At 21.8% G+C, this 22,162-nt stretch carries 13 protein-coding genes; 1 reads left to right on the top strand and 12 read right to left on the bottom strand.

Annotated features, from left to right (window positions below; genetic code table 4):
- Positions 1-55 precede the first annotated feature (55 nt).
- Positions 56-895: a bifunctional 5,10-methylenetetrahydrofolate dehydrogenase/5,10-methenyltetrahydrofolate cyclohydrolase gene (locus SGLAD_RS00985; protein WP_134297179.1), complete on the top strand. Its 840-nt coding sequence runs from the start codon at positions 56-58 to the stop codon at positions 893-895.
- 13 nt (positions 896-908) lie between these two features.
- Here SGLAD_RS00985 and SGLAD_RS00980 read toward each other — a convergent pair whose 3' ends face one another.
- From SGLAD_RS00980 to SGLAD_RS00925, 12 genes are all read right to left on the bottom strand, one after another.
- A complete protein-coding gene (locus SGLAD_RS00980) occupies positions 909-1,556 on the bottom strand; it encodes a nitroreductase family protein (RefSeq protein WP_134297178.1) in 648 nt (215 codons plus the stop codon).
- A gap of 11 nt (positions 1,557-1,567) precedes the next feature.
- A complete protein-coding gene (locus tag SGLAD_RS00975; protein ID WP_134297177.1) occupies positions 1,568-2,215 on the bottom strand; it encodes a nitroreductase family protein in 648 nt (215 codons plus the stop codon).
- Positions 2,216-2,272: 57 nt separating this feature from the next.
- Positions 2,273-2,869, bottom strand: a complete 597-nt coding sequence (locus SGLAD_RS00970) for a 4Fe-4S single cluster domain-containing protein (RefSeq protein ID WP_134297176.1) — start codon at positions 2,867-2,869, stop codon at positions 2,273-2,275.
- Positions 2,869-4,662, bottom strand: a complete 1,794-nt coding sequence (locus SGLAD_RS00965) for an AAA family ATPase (protein WP_134297175.1) — start codon at positions 4,660-4,662, stop codon at positions 2,869-2,871. The genes SGLAD_RS00970 and SGLAD_RS00965 overlap by 1 nt, the downstream gene beginning before the upstream one ends.
- Positions 4,663-4,670: 8 nt before the next feature.
- Positions 4,671-5,762, bottom strand: a complete 1,092-nt coding sequence (locus SGLAD_RS00960) for a hypothetical protein (protein ID WP_134297174.1) — start codon at positions 5,760-5,762, stop codon at positions 4,671-4,673.
- Between the two features lies 1 nt (position 5,763).
- Positions 5,764-8,031: an RNA polymerase beta'' subunit family protein gene (locus tag SGLAD_RS00955; RefSeq protein WP_134297173.1), complete on the bottom strand. Its 2,268-nt coding sequence runs from the start codon at positions 8,029-8,031 to the stop codon at positions 5,764-5,766.
- Between the two features lie 9 nt (positions 8,032-8,040).
- The gene (locus tag SGLAD_RS00950) at positions 8,041-11,889 is read right to left on the bottom strand and encodes an AAA domain-containing protein (protein ID WP_134297172.1); all 3,849 of its coding nucleotides are present in this window, start codon (positions 11,887-11,889) and stop codon (positions 8,041-8,043) included.
- Positions 11,890-12,022: 133 nt separating this feature from the next.
- Positions 12,023-13,849 (bottom strand): ATP-binding cassette domain-containing protein, encoded by a 1,827-nt coding sequence (locus tag SGLAD_RS05290; protein WP_166739147.1) that lies wholly within the window; start codon positions 13,847-13,849, stop codon positions 12,023-12,025.
- A 32-nt stretch (positions 13,850-13,881) separates the two neighbouring features.
- Complete coding sequence (locus SGLAD_RS00940) at positions 13,882-14,571, bottom strand: hypothetical protein (protein WP_134297171.1); 690 nt, start codon at positions 14,569-14,571, stop codon at positions 13,882-13,884.
- A 3,667-nt stretch (positions 14,572-18,238) separates the two neighbouring features.
- A complete protein-coding gene (locus SGLAD_RS00935; protein ID WP_134297170.1) occupies positions 18,239-19,849 on the bottom strand; it encodes an ATP-binding cassette domain-containing protein in 1,611 nt (536 codons plus the stop codon).
- 11 nt (positions 19,850-19,860) lie between these two features.
- Entirely contained in the window at positions 19,861-21,447 is a 1,587-nt protein-coding gene (locus tag SGLAD_RS00930) for an ATP-binding cassette domain-containing protein (RefSeq protein WP_166739146.1), read from the bottom strand.
- 191 nt (positions 21,448-21,638) lie between these two features.
- Positions 21,639-22,052 (bottom strand): hypothetical protein, encoded by a 414-nt coding sequence (locus SGLAD_RS00925; RefSeq protein WP_134297168.1) that lies wholly within the window; start codon positions 22,050-22,052, stop codon positions 21,639-21,641.
- Between the last annotated feature and the right edge of the window lie 110 nt (positions 22,053-22,162).

Below are 22,162 nucleotides of genomic sequence, written 5' to 3'. Positions count from 1 at the left end.
TTCATTGTAATTTATCATTTTAATTATATAATGAAAAAATAAAAGGAAAAAAAATATGCAAAACTTAATTGACGGAAAAGAATATTCAAATATTTTATTAAATAAGTTGAAAGAAAAAATTAAAGAATTAAAAGATAAAAGATTACCAAAAATAGTTATTATACAAGTTGGTAATAACTTAGCAAGCAACAAATACATTAAACATAAAATTAAATCAGTTGAAAAAATTGGTATGCTTTGTGATTTTAAAAAGCTTGATGAAAATATAACTCAAAAAGATTTATTAGAAATTATAGAAAATTTAAACAATGATCACATAGTTGATGGAATTATTGTTCAATTACCACTTCCAAATCATATTGACTCAACAGTTGTAAATAGTGTTATATCTTATAAAAAAGATGCTGATGGTTTTAACCCAATAACTCTTGGTAATGTAATGTTGGGAACATCAAAAATATTTCCAGCAACACCAAATGGAATTATAAAATTATTGGAGTGAAAAAATGTTGAAATTAAAGGTTCAAATGTTGTAATAATTGGTAGAAGCAATATTGTAGGAAAACCTTTAGCTAACATGTTAATTAATAAATCAGCAACAGTTACAGTTTGTAATACACAAACTAAAAATACTGCAAATATAGCAAAAAAAGCAGATATTTTAATATCTGCTGCAGGTTGTGCTAATTTAGTTACAAGTGAATTTGTAAATAAAAATATGACGATTATCGATGTTGGTGCCAACTTTGTTGATGGGAAATACTGTGGAGATGTCAATTTTAATGAAGTACAAGATAACGTAAAATTAATCACTCCAGTTCCAGGTGGTGTTGGGCCAATGACTATCGCTTGTCTATTAGAAAATGTTTATGAATTATATTTACAAAACATTTAGTTTTGTATTTTTTTTATTCAATAATTTTGTATGTTTCTTCTGGAGTTTTTTTATGTCTTTTATAACTATAATGATTTTTTTTAGTATCATCAATTTTTCCTAAAAATAAACATACTGTTGATGTTTCAATTTTATTATCTATGATATTATGTTTACTTAAAATATTGTCTAATTCTTCACGAACAAAACCTTCAACAGGACAACAATCTAGATTCATTTCTTTAATAGCTATTGTTAATGCTCCTAATGAAATATAAACTTGTCTAGCCAACCAGTTTTCCATGCTCACATTTTGATAAACTAAAAAACCTTTAATACCTTCTTGAATATAGTTGTAACCTTTATCATTTTCAGGATTAGTTATTGTTCTTGCTTGTTTTTCAATATGAAAGTTTTTCATATATTCTTCTTTAAAAACCGTTCAAATTATTAATGCACTGCACTCCTTAACTGCTGGTTGGTTTTTAAAAGCACTAAACATTTCTTCTTTAATTTCTTGATTTAATATGCAATAAACTTTATAAGCTTCCATTCCATATGACGTTGGAGAGTATCTAATTATTTCTAACAACTCTTTAATTTGCGATTTTTCTATTTTAAAATTTTCTTGATATCTTTTAGCAGATCTTCTTTCGATCATAAATTTATGTGTATTTGTCATCTAATCCTTACCTAGTCAATAATTCTATATGCTTCTTCTTTTGGTTTTCTTGTTTTTTCAAAATAATAATGCATTTCTGAATTCTCATTAACTTTACCAATAAAACAAGCTAAACTAACTTTTTCATTATTAATATCTATTAAACCGTTTTTAGATAAAACTTCCTCAACCTCTAATGGAACAAAACCTTCTAAAGGACAAGTGTTCAATCCTAATTCTGCTGCAACAATGACCATACCCCCTAAAGAAATGTATGCTTGTCTTGCGCATCATTCATTAGCTGAAACGTTATGATTTTTTCATGTAGCTCTTAAACCATTTATTTTACCTTCCCTTAAACTTGCATGTTCATCTGGTATATTTCTTTTTGATTGTTCAGGAACTATTTTTGTTTCAAGTAAATTTTCGCTAGGTGTTATTCAAATAATTAATCCAGAAGCAGTTAAAACGCCTGCTTGTCCAAAAAAAGCTTGGTTAAGTTCTTTTCTTAAACTCATATTTTCAATAAATAAAGTTCTATATGGTTCCATTCCATTTGAAGAAGGTGCAAATCTAATTGCTTCTAGAACTGATTTTTTTTGTTCATCTGTTAAACTTATATGTTCTTGTCAACGTTTTGCAGATCTTCTTGTTTTTAATAACTCTAAACTTTTTGGCATATTATTATCTCCATTCTTTCGTATGTTTAAATTATATAAAAAAATATAAAAAAAGATTTATTTTAATTTAAAAATAAACTCTCCTTTTTCATTATCAAAGACAACACCATCTCCATTAATAGAAACTCTGCTTTTATATAATTGTATTTCTACTTGAGAATAAGGCTTTTCGAAATAATCACAATCTTTATAATTTTTTGTTATTTTTATAACTCTTTGGTTTTTACTTCCTATAAGTCTTCTTTTAATATCTAATTGACTCATTATAAAAGGTCCGTCAATTAATATATCAATATATTTTAGAATACTATCATATTCTTCTAATAGCTTTTCATAAATATATCCTGTAAAACAAACTATTGTTAAAGAATTTTTTGCACAAAATTCTACTAATTCTTTTAAAGCATCGGGTTGTAAAAAAGGTTCACCACCCAAAATTGTTATACCTTCAATATTAAAATCTATTTTTGCTTCTAATATTTTTTCAAGCAAAATTTCAATTGGAATAAAAATTTTTGGTTTTAATTCAAGTAATTCTTTATTGCAGCAACCTTTACAACCAATATTACATCCTTGAAATCACACTACAAACCTTTTTCCAGGACCTTCAATCTCACTTACCATTAATATTTTTGCGATATTTATATTTGCCATTAAATTTTAAAACTTAATTTATTTATATTTGCTTCTACAAATATTTTTGTATTAGGTTTCATAAGTATTAAGTTTTCAAAAATATATTCAGAAAGTGGATCTACAAGATTGGTTTCAAGAGAGTTTAGAACATCTCTTCCTCCTCTTCTTTCATTTGCATCCTTTAAGATTATGTTTAGAATATTTGTATCATTTAAGTTTATGTGTAATTCTACTTTGTATTTTTCATAAATTGCTATTTGTAGTGGTTTTACTTTTTGAGCAACAATTTTTGCCTTTAATTTTTCATCTCTAATAAAATTAAATGGAACAATATTATTGCCAAATCTTCCTAATAATTCAGGTCTATTTAATTCATTAGTAAAATGATTTTGAACTTTTTTAATAAATTGTTTATAAACTATTTCTTTATTTTCATTTGGTTCAACTTCTGATGCACCAATATTTGAAGTAAAGATTATAAAACTTTCACTAAAACTTACAGTTTGACCAGTATTATCTGTTAATCTTCCGTCTTCTAAAATTTGTAAAAACTTATCAAATATTTTTGGACTAGCTTTTTCAATTTCGTCAAACAATATTACTGAAAACGGTTTTTCTTTAATAGCATTAGTTAATTGCCCCCCACCTTCAAAACCAACATATCCGGGAGGCGCTCCAATTAATTTTTGATCTGCATTGTCTTGACCATATTCTGACATATCAAATCTAATTAAATTAGCTTCATCATTAAATAAAAACTTTGTAATCGCTTTTGCTAATTCAGTTTTACCAGTACCTGTTGGACCTACAAAAAATAATGTTCCTTTTGGTTTAGACCTTTTAGAAGAGTAAGTAATTCCTGTTAATCCTGTAAAAGCTTTATAAATAACTTTAGATACTTTATCAATTGCATCATCTTGTCCTATAACCTTAGATTTTAAATCTTCTTTGATTTTCTTCATTTTTTCATAATCAAGATCTTCTCAAGGAGAAACTTTTTCTCCGTATTTATAAATGTTAAACATTTTATTAAAAGTTAAAGATTGTTTAAAGTTACAACTAAATTTTACAAAATGTGATAGTTCTTTTAATGTTCAACCTTCTGTTGCATCAACTATATTTTCAAATTCTAATTCTATATCAATAACTTTTATCATTGATTTAATTGAATATAAAAATTCTTTTCTTTCCTCTCTATTAGGTTTTGGTATTGTTAAAATTGAAATTTCTGGGTTATCTAAATAAAGACTTGGTGGCAATTGATTAATTTTTTGAGTTAAAAATATAACGCAATTTGTTAATTCATCAACTTTTGATAAAATAAATTTTGATTCTTTTAAAGTTTTACTAAATTCTGTTAGAACCATTCTATCTTCTGCGTCTAAACTTTGATCACTAAATACAAAATTAGTATAATCTACTAAAAATCCTATTTTTCTTTCATCTTCTCTATTGATATTAGAATTTAATATTTTATAAAAATCAATAATTTTTTTCAAAGACATTTTATTATCATTATCTGATTTTTGATTATCATTTTGACCAAACATGTCATTAATATCTTGTTCTTTACTTTGTTTTTCATTATTTATTATTAAGTTTTTTAACTTACTTCCTCTAATGCCAGAGTTTATATCATAAATAAAATTATCAGCAAAAAGTTTTTCTTTAAAAATATTACTTATAAACTCATGAATATTTATAAACTTACCTTCTGAAAAATAAATATCATCAACATTCCCTTCAATAATTAAAGCTTTTTTAATTCCAACTAAATTTTTTAGTTGTTGCATTTCTCTTTTTACACTCATAAATTCTCCTAATTATTTTGATTTGTTTTTTTGTTTTTGATTAATTCTTTATGTTTAGCTACATATTTTGGTTCTCTATATTGTTTATTGAATGCTTCACTAGAGTTAATTCCATACTCTTTTAATTTATTTAAAAAATCATTAGCATCAACATCATGTTCATGTCCTTCGAAGCCTTCATAATTATAAACAATACTTCCGTCTAATTTTACAGCAAAATCAGCTGACTCGCCAGTTTCTTTTTGAGCATGAATAATAATCAAGTTTTTTTCTTCTATTTTTCTCACATTATTTTCGTTAACATGATAGCCTATATCTTCAATAGCTTGAATTATTTTTTTAACATTATCTTTTCTAACTATTTCATTTTCAATATTCTTTAAAGAATTGGAATAAAATCTTTTAATTTTTTTAAAGAAGTTGTCTTGGTTTAAATCCTTTAGAAGTTCAAGCGCATCATTTTTGAATGAATTTAATATATCGTTATCTTCTTTATACTCTTTTATTGTATTACTAATGACTTCTTTTGCCAAAACAGTTACATCTTGTTTTTCGTTTATGATGTAGTTATTTATAATTTCAACTATTTGATCATGATTTTTGTTTTTTAAAATTTCTTCATTATTTTCAAAATAATTTTTTACCAATGTTTTTGTATCCACATCTTTTTGTTGTTGTATCAAACTTATTTTTAAATCTTCATAATTTTTAAATAGAGAGTCATTTAATTTTTTAGCAATTGTGTTTTGTTCTTTTTTTACTATATCTTTTCTTAAAGCTAATACTTCTGCTTTAAAGTCTGCTAAACTATTTCTTTTCCTTTCTGCAAATCTTTGAATTTCATGATATCTTTCTGTTTTAACATGTGTATCTTCTTGAACTTCATCAACATAATCTTGTGCCTTTTTAAAATCTTCTAATTCGTATTTAACTTTTTTTTCTAACTCTTTAAATTGTTCTAAAAAAAAGTTTGAATTATCGATATCTTTGCATTCCAAAATAAGCTCTTGTATGTATTTTAATAATGTGTTAATTTCAGTATTAATAAAGTCAAATTGTTTTTTACAATTTAACAACACTTCTTCTGCTGTCATGCTCATATTAAATACCTCTTATTCTATTTTGAAAGTTTATTAAACTTTCTTTTGAGTAAACTTCTTTTTTTCCAAAAACAATATTAAGGGCTAAATATAAAATAGCACTATCGTTATTTAAAATATTTTCAACTTCATTAATTTTTTTATTGATATGTTTTGCTCACTCTATTTTAATCTCAATCGGAAAAGTTATTGCTTCATTAGAGATTATTAAATCTAATTGTTCTTCAATATGATTTATAAAGTTTGCTGATTTAGTTTCTAAAATATATTCGTTTGACTCTTTATCCATATATTGAATTTCTTTAATTTTATAATCATAATATGCTTTATAAAAAGGGGTTAAGCATTCAGAAACTGCAATTAAATAGTCTTTAAAATTATTTATGTAGCTAAATGATTTAATCAGGTCTAAAATTTTATTTAGTAAACTAAAATAACTATCTTTAACTTTATCAAAATTTTCTTGATATAAATATTTAGTAATTTTCCCTATACTATTTATTATGTTTGCATGTTGTTTGTAGATTACTGAAGTAAAATTATTTTCATCAAGTAAACTTGGGATATTTTTATTTTTGGCATACTTAAAAAGTGAAGTTAAACAATTTCTTATATTAATTTTTCATCCGTCTAAATTTTTATTTTCTAATAAAGTATTTATTCTCAAAATATTATCTAATTCGTCATCTAAATTAATATTAATAATAAGTTCAATAAAAATATTTTTATTTTCAAAATTATATCTTTCTAATAGATCTATAATATTTTGTGAATTTCTTTTTTTAGAAAGCTCTATAAAAACGTTTTTTAAAATATTTTCTAAAAAATTTATAGCTTCTTTATTATTTTCTTTAGAAAATATACTTATCAAACTTTTAAATTTTTTTCCTTGATCAATATCTTTTTTTAAATAGTCAAACAATATATCATTAAGTTTTTGCTCTAAACCTAGACGTTTTAAAAATAAAAATGTAATTGTAGATTTATCTATTTCATCAGTTAATAGTTCTTCTTTATAACTTTCTAAAACACGTTCTAAATTATTTTCAAATACTTGTTTTAAATTAATTTTATTTTTATACTTAAATTTATAAGCAACTGGAGTTTTAATTTTTAAAAAGTCAATTTCATAATTGGTGATAGCAAAACCAGTTAAATTATTTTCTGAATCAATATATATTAAAGAATTTTTGTTTAATATTTCATCATTTGTACTTTCTACATAAGAAATTATTCTACCGTTTTTTGTTTCTATTGTTTTATTGTTTGCTTTTGTATTATAAAAAATTATTGTTTTAGCACTTGAAAGTAAATGTTTTATGTTTAAAAGTTTATCAAAACTTTTTATATCTTGATTATTGATTAATAATAAATTTTGACTAGTCTTTATATTTATACTTCCAATGTTAATTTCCTCTTTTTCAAAATCTTCATTAGAAATAAAATCTCTTTTAGGAACCAATGTGTCTAATATTTTTTTGTTATATTGTATTATAACACTTTCTACAATATCTTTTTGCAAGGTAGTATTTTGATTTAAAAAAGTTTTTAAATCAATATCATCTGTTTGAACTTCAAATTTATTTTTTATAATTTTAACTTTAAGTTCAATTGCACATGCAGACTTTACCAATAAAGGTTTTGCTATCTTTATATTTTCAATGTCAAATTCATTATTGATTTTTAAACTTTCAAAAACAAAGTTAGTTCCAAAAATTTCAACATTATTTTTTATAAAATCATTTAATTTTTCCATTATTATTTTACTATTTCAAAAATTTTCATTCTCATAATCTTTTTCATACTTAAAAGAATACTTAACATCATTGACTCGTTTATCTCAATAAACTTCATTTATTAATTCGCAACTATTATTAATTTGATCAAAAGCTCACTTTATATCATAACCTTTGTTACTTTGAGAAATTATGAAATCTTTTTTTAAAAAGCTATTTATAATATTTTTTTCGATTTGTAATTTTTCGATTTCTATATCCATACCTAATGTACTTCAACCAGCTTTTGATTTATTTAAATCAACTATTTTATAAGTTATTAAATCTTTTAATGCTCTTTCAAATAATTCTGTATTAATAATTTTAAAATCTTCTTGAAGAATTTCTTGTAAACTATTTTGCTTATTAGGATGTTCTAAGATAATTGATAAAACTAAAAATTCAATTAGAGTTGGTTTTCTAATTTCTGAATATATAATTTTTAATGGCAATATATCTTTACTGTAAATAAATTCAACTTTATCAAATACCATTTTTTCCTCCTACAAAATATCTTTTGTTGTTAAAAGCCCACCTTCATGATAAATTTTTGCAATAATATCAGAATAAACTTCATATGTGTTTGAAATATTTGGATCAGCAACAGTTGGTATTTGTACGACAATATCTCCAACAGCTCTTTGCGCACCAATAATTAAAAGTAATTCCTTAGCTCTACTAAAGGCTACGTTGATTCTCTCATATTTTTTTAAAAACTCTCTTCCGTTTTGTGATGATAATCTTTTTGGGTTTCTGACCATATTCACAATAACATAATCTGCTTCTTTTCCTTGAAAATCATCAACAGTACTTATTATTAAATCTATATTTTTTATATTAATTTTTTTTATACTTTTTTTAAGCTTTTCAACATGTAGTCCATAAAAACTAATAATAGCTAAACTTGGTTTATAAGAAATTTTTTTATTTTTAATAGATTTATCTATATCTTTAATTAGTTGACATGTAATTTTAACTTCTAATTCGTTAAACAAACTTGTTGAATACTCTTCTCCTTGTTCATAGTAAATTTCATTATTAATATCATAAGTTGAATCAACTCAATAAACAGAACTTTTTGAGTTTATTATTTCATTACAATGAGTTGAGTTTACAATTAAATCATGTTTTTTTTGATCACTAACTTGCTGTTCGACTCTTAATTCATTATCATAAAATTTATTAACAACTTCCATAATTTGTCTATGGCTTCTGTACTGGGTTTTTAACATTGTAGTGATAGATTTATTTCTTGCGGCTATTAAATTTTTAAAAGCAGATTTATCTAATAACTCAAATAATTCTTGATAGTTATAATTTTTATTAGTCATATTATTAACTAAATCAACATCACTTTGTTTTAATTTTAAGATTGGCGGTAGTTGACGATAGTCTCCAACTAAAATTAATGTTTTTCCATATATTAAAGGCATTAAAATTTCTAATAATGTTGCTTTTGAGGCTTCATCAATTATAACTACATCTACATCCATTGTTCTTAAATTAATTTCTTCAAGTCCTAATTTTTTTGCATTTTCATCTTTATTAAATCTAAACATGTTAGTAGAAGTTAATGTCATTGCATATACATTGATTAAATTATTTAAAACAGAGTTAGTGTATCTTCTTGAGTCTTGCACCATTTGCCTAGTAAACTCTTGCGTTGATAATTCTTTTGATCAATCATTATCAATATTATAATTTTCACTAACATAACCAGAAACCATATTGTAAAAATCTTTTAAACTTTCATTTTTTTGTTTACTTATTTCTAATTTTTTTCTTAATTTATTTAATTGTTCTTTTATCTGAATTTCTAAATCTACATCCATTAATCCTAAGTTAAGTTTAAATTTATTATTTGCATACTTAATTAATTCTCTAATTTCTTTTGAATTATTCCCTGTTGTTTCAATTAACTTTTCTCTATTTACATATAATTCATTTTTTTTAACTTCCAAAGTATTTAGTATTTCTTCAGAGCTTTCATGTTGATTTAGATTTTCTAATTTATAAATAAGATCTGTTTTTAAATTTAAAAGACTTTTTCTAAAAGTAGATAAAATTTCAATTAAATTACTAATAACTAAATTATTTAACAATAATTTTTCTAAACCTATTAAAGTTTCTTCTTCTTTATTGGCTAGATCAAATTCTGCATCTCTTTTTAAATTTAATATTCTTTGCTTAGATTCTTTTATGGAAACAAAAACATCATCTTTAAATAATATTGCTTCACAAACTTTTTTTATTTTTAAAAATAAGTTTGTTTCTAAAATATTTTCTTTGATATTATTTAAAACAAACTCTTCAAACATAAATTTTATTTCATGATTAAAAACTTTATTAATTGAATCAGAAATATTTATAGCTACGTTAAAATTAAAATCACTTAATACTGAAATTAAATTTTCTATATTTAATAATTCTTCTTTAACTTCATTTTTTTTGTGTATGTTTTCGATTTCTTTTGACTTAATAAAATTTATCTCTTCATTAATGCTTTCAATTTGATTTTGAATTTCTCTAAGTTGATTATTATTTTGATGATAACCTTTATTATTTATAATTAATTTTTCTAAATTATTTTCAATTTCATTTAAATGTTCAATTTGATTTTGTTCAAAGCTCATATCGTCAAACATTGACTTGGTTAAAGATTTATAATAATTGTATACACATCTTTCTGGTGAAAAATTATTACTAGTTTTAGATTTGACATTAATTTGATTAGTTAATCTTATTCTGTTTATGTTTGGTTCATACGGCAATCTATCTACAACATTTTTTATAGCTTCATGATTTTGACTAGAAATTAAAATTTTTCTATTTTGTCTTGTCAGTTGATAAATAATCTCACAAATTACTTGTGTTTTTCCAGTTCCTGGTGGACCTTGAAGTAAAAATACATCTTTAGAATTTATTGCTTTTTTTACAGCTTCTTTTTGTTCGTAATTTAAAGAATAATAATACTCTTCTTTTTTAATTTCTCAATTTTGATTTTCTTGTGATAAGTCAATTAATTTGGTATTGAATAAGTAATTAATTAAATATGGATTTTTTATATTTCCTTCTGATATTCTTTTTAAAACTTGTCTTCCTCTTTCAATCAATACATCATCACCAAATCCAACATAAGCAAGATAACCAGAATCTAAGTTTTCATAATTAATATTTTTCGAAAACAAGTTTGTATTAATCTCTTGATCTATTTCATATACTAATTGTGTAACTTGTAATTGATTTAAAAAATCTTCATTTTCTTTAGCTAATTCTTTTAATTCTACTTCTCCTCCGAATAAAATTTCTTTTTTTTCTTTTCAATAATCAATAAGTGTAACTTTATCCTCTTTTTCTAAAATTAGATTATTTAAATTGATCATTTTTGAATTATCTAAAATTTTATCAAAGCTAAAATCAAAAATTTCAGCTATATTTTTTGTTAAATCATAAAGAGCTGGTAGATTAACGTTTGTATTTAAAGGTACTATTGATAATTCTTTAAGCTTTTTCAAACTTTCTAAAACTTTGTAATTATTAAATAAAACATCTAGTATTATTAAATTTGAAGTTTCAAATTCAATATTTAAATCTTTAACTAAATCTAAATATTTAAAATCTACAAAAAAATTATTATAATTAGTTAATAATATTTTTACTTTTTTTATAGAGTCATTATAAAAATTGTTTCTTTCTATTTTTATAACTTTAATAATTTTTGAATTAAGATAAGGTAAAGAAAATTTTCTTTGAGATTGCAATAAATCATAACTAAATTCTAAATAGTTTAATCATTTATTTTTTTCTTCTTCAAATTTAGAAACTAATTTTCCAATCGAAGCAATATTAGAAGAGTTAAAAACATTTCTTCTTAAAACTTCTTCAGGAGTAATTTGTCCTTGATACTTTATTATCTGAATTCTTGATTCTTGTACTAGTGATTCAAATTCTTGAGCAATTGGTTTTAATCTTGTTTGAAAGATTGAAGCAATTGTTAAATATGGTTTTTGAGGATCTATATTTACAAAAAACCCAAGATAAGTATCTTTTGGCATTTTTGATTGACTTGTTGTGTTTAATTCCACTCTTATAATTGCATCATATACAATACTATTTTTATCTTTTTTATTAATTTTTCTAGTTTTATCATCAATTAAGCAAATAAAAGCTTGTTTAATCATAGAGTTTCTTAAAAAAAGCTGCAGTTCTTGATAAGAGTTTATGTTTTCTATATCTAATTTTGAAATAATATTGTCTAATTCCAAAACATTATCTTTGAACATAACATTTTGAAGATAAGAAAAATCTAGAAATATTTCTTTAGTGCCATCATTTTCTATCACATTAGCCATAAACTCACCTACCCATAATTAATATTATATCATTTATAGATTTTATTACTATTTAACAAGGTTTTTGAGTTATATCAAAATAAAAAAACTCTAAATAAATAATTATTTAGAGTTTGTAATAATGAGTAATATTTTATAAAGGTAAGTCTTTTTTTGTAAATATAAAATAAGAACCTGTATATAGACCAATTGAAGCTAATCCCATAAAAATGTATTGACCTAAAAACGTTGATAATTTATCTACATCAATCTTTGAGTAGTCAAATAAAGTGTTGATTGATAAATACTTCATTCACTCTAATGACTCATCAGATGCCGATACTATTGATAATACTAATGAAATTATAACAATTACACCAATAACAGATAAAGTGTGAACTCCTCTATTGAAATAAGTACTTGCTAAAAAACCAATAGAACTTATTAATAATAGTAATAAAAATAATCCTAAAAATTTAATAGTTAATTTTTTTATATCAAAAAACTCTTGTTCGTTTATTCCATAAATTAATATAATTGTAACAACTCATTCTACTAATACTGCTATAGTTATTAAACTTATAAATACTAAGATTTTTGTTATTACAATGCTTTTTCTTGTTAAGTTAGTAGTTAATAAGTTTGACATTGTACCTTTTTCTACTTCACCAGATATTATAGATCCAGAAGTTACTACAACGAATACAACAGCTAGTAAATATCCCATATTACCAAAAAACATCATATTCAATATCTGATCAAATTTAACTTTCATTTGTACTTTTTTAGTTAACAATTCTAATCCTGTTAAATTACTATCAATATCAAAACTTCCATTGAATTTTAAAGTTAAAAAGAAAGCCACTAACATTGCAACTGGTAGTATTGTTAAGAATAACCATAGTGGCGACATTCTTTTATAACTTCTTTTTATAAATTCTAACTTAGCTTGATGTTTTGAAGCAGGTTTTATATTTTGATTAAAATTATCAATATTTTCTTTAACTACTGTAGAAATTTCATTTTCATAGTATTTCATAAAATATTGTTCTAAATCTAAAGGGTGCTCTTTTAAGAATTCCACTTTTTGTTTTGTTACAAATGATAAAAATTCATTTACATGCTGATTTTTTACAATTATAAACGCTGTTTTATCTTTAATTGATTCAACACTTCAAAATTCAGATTCTAATTCTTTTTTATCTAACTTTTCATTAAACTTAATTTCATAAGTTTTTTCTTCATTATAATGAATATCTTTTACATCAATTAAAGATACTATTTGTCCTTTTTTTATAATAGCAACTGTATCACATGTTTTTTCAATTTCAGAAAAAATATGAGAAGACATAATAATTGCTTTACCTTCATCTTTTGACTTTTTAACTAATGAAACAAACTTTTCTTGCATTAAAGGGTCTAAACCAGTAGTTGGTTCGTCTAAAATTATTATGTCTGGATTATGCATTCAAGCAATAACTAAGGCTAGTTTTTGCTTCATTCCTTTAGACATTTTTTTAATTTTCATGTTTGGATCAAACTCTCAATAAAAAATGTATTTTTTGACATCTTCTCAATTAGACATGTTTCTTAGTTTGTAAACCATTTTTAATAAGTTTAAACCTGTCATATTTTCAGGAAAAGCAATTTCTCCTGGAACATATCCTATTAGTTTTTGAGTATGGTCTTTATCATTTCATGAATCATAAGATATTATTTCTTCTATATTATTTTCTTTTTTACTTTCAATAACAGAATGACCTTTATTTGGTTTTATAAAACCCATTAAAGATCTTATAGTTGTTGACTTACCAGCGCCGTTTGGTCCTAAATAACCAAAAACTTTTCCAGGTTTAACAATAAAATTAATATTTTCAATACCATAACCTGATTTAAATTTTTTTTCTAAATTTTCTACTACTATTCCACTTTGATTTGTTTTTAGTTCTAAATGTTTTTTTACTTTCATATTATTTGACATTTTTTTCTCCTTCTTTTAAAATTTTTCTTATTCTAAAAGTTTTTTGAGAAATTATCACCATAAATTGTTTTTAAAAATGTAATTTGTTTAGTTTTGATAAAATTAGATAAAATAAAATTAAATAATAATCTAAATTTTAAAATTAAATTTAAAATTATTTTATTTAAGTAATTTATTAGTAAACTATTTATTAGTTTTACTCATTTTAAAAACTTAAAAATTTTTTTAAAAATTTTTTTAAACACTTCTTCTATAGAATAAACAAAAAAGTTTAAATCATAAGAAATAAGATAACTAATAAATAAAAGAACTAAAATAAAAAATAAACTCAAATTTCATTTAATAAACATAAAAAATTCTTCATATCAAATCAAACTAAAACTTGTTTTATTTTTAAAGAATACTTTTTGTAAATTAAATATATACTCAATTAACATTATTGAAAATACTATAAAATAATTAGATTTTTTTAAAATTTTTTTTCTAGAGTTTGAGTAGTCCTGGTTAATTATTTTTTTAAAAATAAAGGCTATTCCTAAAAAAATTAGAAATCTTATTAATAAAATTATTAAGTTTGATTTAAATAAAATATCTACTAATAGTTGACTTATAATTTCAAAAGAAAATATCCCATGAATAGATAATTTAAAAATTAACAGAATAAATATAAAAATATAATACCGTCTTTTTTTTGCAATATTTTTTTTTACTTTTAAACTCATTTTTTCACCTTTAATATTATATTATACATAATATTTTTAAATTTTTTTTAAAATATATTATTGTATGTAAAAGCATGAGTTACTCGTGATTATGTACAAAAAAGTAGATTAATATATTTAGGTGAATTATATAACAATTTATTGGTAATAAATTATGTTACAAATAATAATATATGTTCATAGTTTTAAAATAATAATGATTATAAATATTAATAAGTTTTTTTAAATCATCATTAGTATTTAAAAAAACTTGGCTGTAAATAAATTTAAGCTAAGTTTTTAATAAACCAAAATTAAAAGACAAAATGAATAAATAATATATAAAATAAATAATTAATATTAATTATAATCGTTGATTCTAATAATTTTTTATAAAGAAATTTTTATTACTTAATATTTAAAAAAATGTTTTAGATTCCATTAAATTATTACTTGTTTCTAAAACCACCAAACTAATTGTTGATATATCTGTATTTTTATCTAATGAGTAATTATTAAAATATAATCAGTAGATTTTAATATATAAATATTATTTTTTAAGATATTTTTTAAATAATTAATTACAGCTTTTTGCAATCTTTTTTTGATAAGTTATGAACACAAAACCTAGTATTTTCATTGATGAAATTTGATATATTTAATTTATTAATATTTATCAACTTTTTTCTTTTACATTGTAACTACTTTTATTAATATAAAACTCGTAATAAAATCATACTTCTAAATCATTTTTATAATTTAAAGACGTAAAAATATTTAATATTTATTTTCTAATTTACTTTTTGATAAGTTCAAAATTAAAAACTTGCTATTATTAGTAAAGTCCTACAATTTAATTTTACTTTTATAAATATTATTATCTATAATATTTGCATTTACTACATATATTATACCAAAATATGTATTAGACTTAAAATTATTAATTAAGCTTTTTGAAAAATTTTCATTATGCGTGTATTTATATAATAGTTTTATAATTCCTTGTATAGATTTTCATTTTCATTACTAATAAGATTGTTGTTTTTTGCAATGAATAATCGCGTTATTTTTTATTGTAAATCATTTAGATTTAATATTACATCATTAATTTTTTTAATGGTGTCGGCTAAACCTTTTTTTGAATAATCTGTTTCATAACTTTTAATGTCTCCTAAATTTATGATTTTGATATTATTTAAATCAAATTTTTTTAAGTTTTTATTTTTATAACAACTCTCTAAATTAAATTTTATTTTTTACTCTTTTATATTAACTAATTAACTATGCATTTTGTATTTTTTGTTTTTCAGAATCATTAGCGTTAACAAACGCAATTATTGAAACATCAAGAACATTAAGAAATCAATAAAAATACTAAAGTTATTTTTTATCATAGGTTTTTGTAAATTATTAACTTCCAACATAATGTATTAACCCAAAAATATTTTTAGCAAAAAATTGTTAGAAACATTGAAAAGTTCTTTATATTAAAAAATTAATATAGAAAACTAATAGTTGTTCAAATAACTGATTTTATCTTTTATTTATTAATTAATTTGATACTTATAACTCTAATAGTAACTTTAGAGTTAACATTAGATCAATTTTTATCACTTTTTCATTTACCAGCAATTGTTGAAGTTCTTATATGAATTTTATTACATTCTAGTTTAATATCAAACGTATAAAAAAATTATATTATATTTTAAAAAATACTATGTTTTGATTATATAAACCACTATTGTCATAAACGCTTTATGCATTTATACTTCTTATTTTCTCAATATCATATGTAAATATTTTTATACGCTATATAAGCATATGTTTTGATAATAACGATTAGAAATTTCCTTAATAACTCCACCACTATATCCGGAATTATCTTCCTGCATAAAATCATAATTAATTTGTGCATATGCAATTTTATTATAAATTGCTTGGCTTTATAAATACTATATTTGCTAAAGTCAAACTCAATATTATCACTTAGCTACCGTCTTATATATCTCTTATATTAACACTTGTAAAATACAACTTCATTTAAATCATAATTAAGAACAAGCTTTGGTAAAAAAAGGTGTTTAAATAATGGCGTATATACTACTAACATAAAATTTTTATCTAAACATTTAAAATACTCATTCATTATTCATTAGTGAAATACTTTAATTATAAATATAGTAAATTAAATTTTACTTTTTTAGTTTTTATTTAATAACTTATTAAACTTATAAAAATAAATAAAATTAAGCGTATATTTAAATGTAATTAGTTTAGATATTATTTTATTTGAATGACATTGTTATGTATAACAAAATCTCTTATTAATAAACAAAAATTTAATAGAAAAATTATACTTTAATTCTCTATTAAAATAGTTTTGTTAAATTTATGTAAATCTTTAGAGTAATTATTAAAAACAAATCAAATAAATATTTTTTGTATAATGAAAAACATTTTGATAAGTAAAATAGTATTATATTTATAATAATAATTTAAAAAGAGGTGAGTTAATATAAATATAAAAATTATAAAATATTTATATCATTAATATGATTACTTTATATAATATCTTCTATTGGTACTATTATTTATAACATATTAAATAATTACAAACCTAGCATTACTAAAAATTTTACAGAAGAAATAATACTATATTCATTTGCTATTGGTTATACACTAATTAACGCGGTTGCTATAATAATTATGCATTTTAAAAAAATTAATTTGCTTTCAGAAATTATAGGTTTAGTTTCTGTTTAGGATTTATATTATTTGCATTTTCATTTTTAACAACAACACATGGGGTTCATTAATTTTTGTTTACTTCTTTGCTATACTATCTATAATATTTATTTATAAAGAAAAAATAATTAAAAAATCAGATGAAGTTAATTATCTAAAAAATAATGACTTTGAAGAAAATAAAACTAATACTCAAAATTTAAAAGCAAATTTAAAAGTTAAAAACTTTCTCCTTTTATTCTATTTAAATTATTTGTTAATTTTAATTATAGAGTTAGGACTTGTTTAGTCAATAATCATAAATCAAAATGTTTTTAGCTTGGGTAATTATTTATTTATAGCTTATATTTTAGTTTTAGTTTTATTAGAATTTAATACACTATATATAAATAGTAAACTGATTTATTTTTTTAAAGTTGATTTGAAAGAAAGTTTTGATTTTAAATTGCACAATTTGTGTAAAGCGGCAAACTACATTCCATTCGCTCACTACTTTTTTTGAACATTATGTTTTATAATTAAGAGTATTCGTTTGAAAAAAAGGAATAGTTTTAGGAAATAATCTTTACTTTAGTGAAACTCAAACTTTTGTAAATAATTAAAATTAAATATTAAAAAATAAGTTGTTATAGTTTTTTATTTATCATATTTAATTTTTAAATATTTAATATTTGTTTTATGTTCATTAGTTTACTCGTGTTTATAAAACTATATTTATTAAAACATAATAAAATTTAAATTAGTTTATTACTTTTTCAACATAATAAATATTAGATAGCTAGTATTAAAATGCTTTGTGTTTTTAAAACGTAAAAATAGTTTTAGATCAACCGTGTTTATAATTTAAACGCAATTTAATAGATTATCTGGAGAGTTATAATTAATAAATATAGTAATACTTTGTAATGAAGACAAATGAAATAAGTTTTAAAAGTTTTTATTTTTATAACTGAATTGTTTTGTCAAAGTTTTTATTATTAAAATCAGTTGTATGAGAAATATATAAAATTGTTTTATCTAATTTCCCAACTAAGTTTTCAATAATTTGTCTGTTATCAAAATCTAAACTAGCTGTTATTTCATCCATAATCATAAAAGGTTTATTTTGCACCAAAGCTCTTGCAATTGCAACTCTTTGAACTTCTCCTCCAGATAAGTTTTTTGCATCATTATTTAAAATAGTATCTAAAGAAATACTTTCTAGAAGTTTTGATAAGTTGACTTGTTTTATAATTTCTAATAATTTTTCATCCTTTATTGAGTCATCAAATAAAGTTAAATTATCTCTTAAGCTTGCATTATATATTATATTTTCTTGTGGAACATATGCTATTAAATTTCATATATCTCTTTTGTCTGTCTTTTTATAATCAAGTTCTTTATTTATTTTAATTTCTCCTTGATAGTTTTCAATTAAGCCAAAAATAATTTTAAATAAAGTAGTTTTTCCTTTTCCAGATTCTCCAACCAGTAAATATTTTTTCTTATTATCAATTTCAAGATTGAAATTTTTAAAAATTTGTTTATTTGAAATTGTATAACTTAAATTATTTATTACTAAATTTTCAAAATTTAAATCTTTAGGACTATAATTTTCAATATCATTTTTTATTTTTGTATTAAATTTTTTACTTACATCTTTTGCAGAGTACATATTTATAAAAATATTTATTGTTGTTCTTCCTATCATAAAAAGTTGATAAGCCATAGCTGGAGCAGATAAAGCAGATCCGGCGCTTGCTGCAAATATACTATTGCTATCTTTAACGCTAATTGAATAAAATAATATTCCTAAAAACGATAATAAAGCTTGTGACCCAACTGATAATAAATTGCTTGTTCACTTTTGAGTTTTTAACAATTTATTTTGACCAAACTTTTGATTTTCAAAATCTATATAACTATTTTGCATCATTTTAGTAAATAAAGGTTTTTTATTTCTATAAGAAAATTCTTTATACCCTCTAATCAAAGAAAGTGATTCTGAATTTAACTCTTCAGATAGTTTTGAAAGGTTGTTTTCAATTTTTGATTTTCTTTTTGCAAAAATATAAGGAATTAATATTAAAAAGCATGTTGCTAAAAATGCAACTACACCTAACATTCAATGCATTGTGTAGTAACTATAACCAATAATAATAAGTGTTGGTATTACTTCAAAAATTTCAAAAGTTGAACCAAAAACTAATTGTTCCATAGTGTTAACATCATTTGTTAATCAATATATATAGTTACCTTTTTTGTTTTTAATATACTCAGAATAAGACATTGCATTTATTTTTTTTGCTATTAATTGTCTTAAACTATTATTAAGTTTTTTTGATAAAGCTGCTCTTAATACATAATTATTAAATTGTGAAATAGAAACTCCTAGAACAAATCCTCCCACTGAAAAAGATAATGCAAATATAAGTTTATTAGTTTCTTTAGATATAACATAATCAATGCTTTTTCCAAGAGATAATACAGAATAAGCTGTTAAACCACTAGCGATTGTAGCAAATATAAATATAAATAAATATAAATACCAGAGTTTAAAATAATATTTTTTCATATTAAACCTTTCTATAATTTAACAACAACATCAAAGTTTTTGTCATTTGTACTAGTTGTATGAGAAATATATAAGACTGTTTTGTCTAGTTCTCCAACTAAATTTTCTATATTTTGACGATTTTCTTTATCTAAACTTGCTGTTATCTCATCCATTATCATGACTTGTTTTTCATCAACAAGCGCTCTTGCGATTGCTATTCTTTGTAATTCTCCACCAGAGAAGTTTTTATTATCATAATTTATAACAGTATCTAAAGTATTATCTTTTAATAAACTTGAGAGATTTACTTTTTTAAGTGCTTCAATTATCTTTTTATCATCAATTTCTTTATTTCATAAACTTATATTATTTCTAATAGTATCATTAAATATTGTAGTTTCTTGCGGTACATATGAATAAAGATTTTTTAAATCCTCAGGAACTAAAGTTTTATAATTAATTTCTTTATTCAAAATTAAGTCTCCTGAGTATTTATTTAATATTCCAAAGATAATTTTAAATAAAGTAGTTTTTCCTTTACCTGACTCTCCAACTACTAAATATTTTTTATTTGCATCAATTTGCAAATTAAAGTCTTTAAATATTTGTTTTTGTTCAATTTCACAATTTAGTTTATTTATATTTAATTCTTTAAAAGGAATTGAGTTTTTTGTATACTCTTGATATTCTCTAATATTTTTATATTTTTTAATTATTCCTTTACCTTTACCAATACTTGTAATGTTTTCAATTAAACTTGAAAATCCTTCAATAAAGTAAGCAGAAAAGTTTATAGAAACCATAACAGCTCCTGGCGAAGCAATACCATTGTAATATAAAATAGTTGATCCAACAAATGTACTTTGTTGTAAAACAACTTGTAAAATTCCAATTAACAAAGAAATACCAAAAGTAAAGTAACTAACTTTGGCTACTTTAGATTCCATTTTGTTTGAAAATTTTTCAATTAGAGATCTAAATAATCCTTTTTTATTTTGATAAGCAAATTCAGCATATCCATTAATTAAATTTTCTATACCTTGAGTAAATTCTCCTTGCTCCATTGCAATTTCTTGATATTTTTTGGAAAGAAAAATTCCAGCGATTGAAGGAACAAATATTGTTAGTAATCCTCCAAATAAAGCTACTAGTCCAACAATTCAATGAACAAAAATAAATAACAATGTAATTGGTAAAATTGTTAATACCAAACTAACATAAATCGATATTAGTTTAGCTTCTAAAGCAGCACTAATCGCTTCAACTTCATTGTTGTATCATGAAATGTATTCCCCTTTTTTATTTTTTTCATATTCTTCATCACTTAAACTATTAATTTTAAAGCTTACAATTTGTTTTAAATTAATTCTTAATTTATATGATATTCTACATCTCATTAAATCAGAAAAATAAGTTATAGTAAGTGAAACTATAACACCACCAAATGCAAATAATGTTTCTAGTCAAATTTCATTTATTGATTTGTTTTCTTGAATTACTTTATTTACTACTGTATATTGAAAATAATTAGATCCTATAAATAAAAGTTGTCCAATTACTTCAAAAAATAAGCATAAAAAAATAAGCATTCAATATTTTTTGATAATTTTTTTCATCATTTCCTTTCTATAATAAAAATATTTGCTAATAAAAAATACATATTTTAATACGTTATATTTATACTCATATTCTCATTACTCTTTTTAACTATTAGAATTTAATTTAATCCTAATAATTTAATTATAATACATACTTTTTTTAAAAAAAAAAGGTTTTGATACCTTTTGATTTAAAGTTTTAAATAATTTTATTCAACTCTAACTTCTACTTTATAATCTGCTCCTAATTTGTATTTTTTATTTTTAATATCAACATAACAATTTACAAAATATAAATCAAAAACTTTATTTCCAACACTACCTTTTATTGTTATTATGTTTAAATTAATAAAAGTTTTATCACTAAAATCATGGCTAAAATTATAATTTTGTGTTTCTTTAAATAAAACTTTTATTCTATCATACTGTTCCATACTTTCATACATTGTTCCTGGTACATTCAAACTAATAACTGAATTATTAAATTGATCTTTGCTAAAGTCTTTACTTAAAACTTTATCTACTATAATATCATCTTCAAGAATTTTTACTAAATCTGAGTTTGAACAATCTTTAACATAAGTAAGATCTTTGATAGTGTTATCTCCATTATTACCAAACATACCTGAAGGGTTTTGTATGTTACAAGCTATTGCAAAATTTATAATAGTTGCTTTTGAGTCTATAACCCTATTACTCCTAATACTTTTCTCATTTTCTATCTTCTACATAT

The sequence above is a fragment of the Spiroplasma gladiatoris genome (assembly GCF_004379335.1).
GTDB lineage: Bacteria > Bacillota_I > Bacilli_A > Mycoplasmatales > Mycoplasmataceae > Spiroplasma_A > Spiroplasma_A gladiatoris.
Note: the sequence above shows the minus strand (reverse complement) of the source record. Positions and strands in the feature narration are given on the sequence as shown.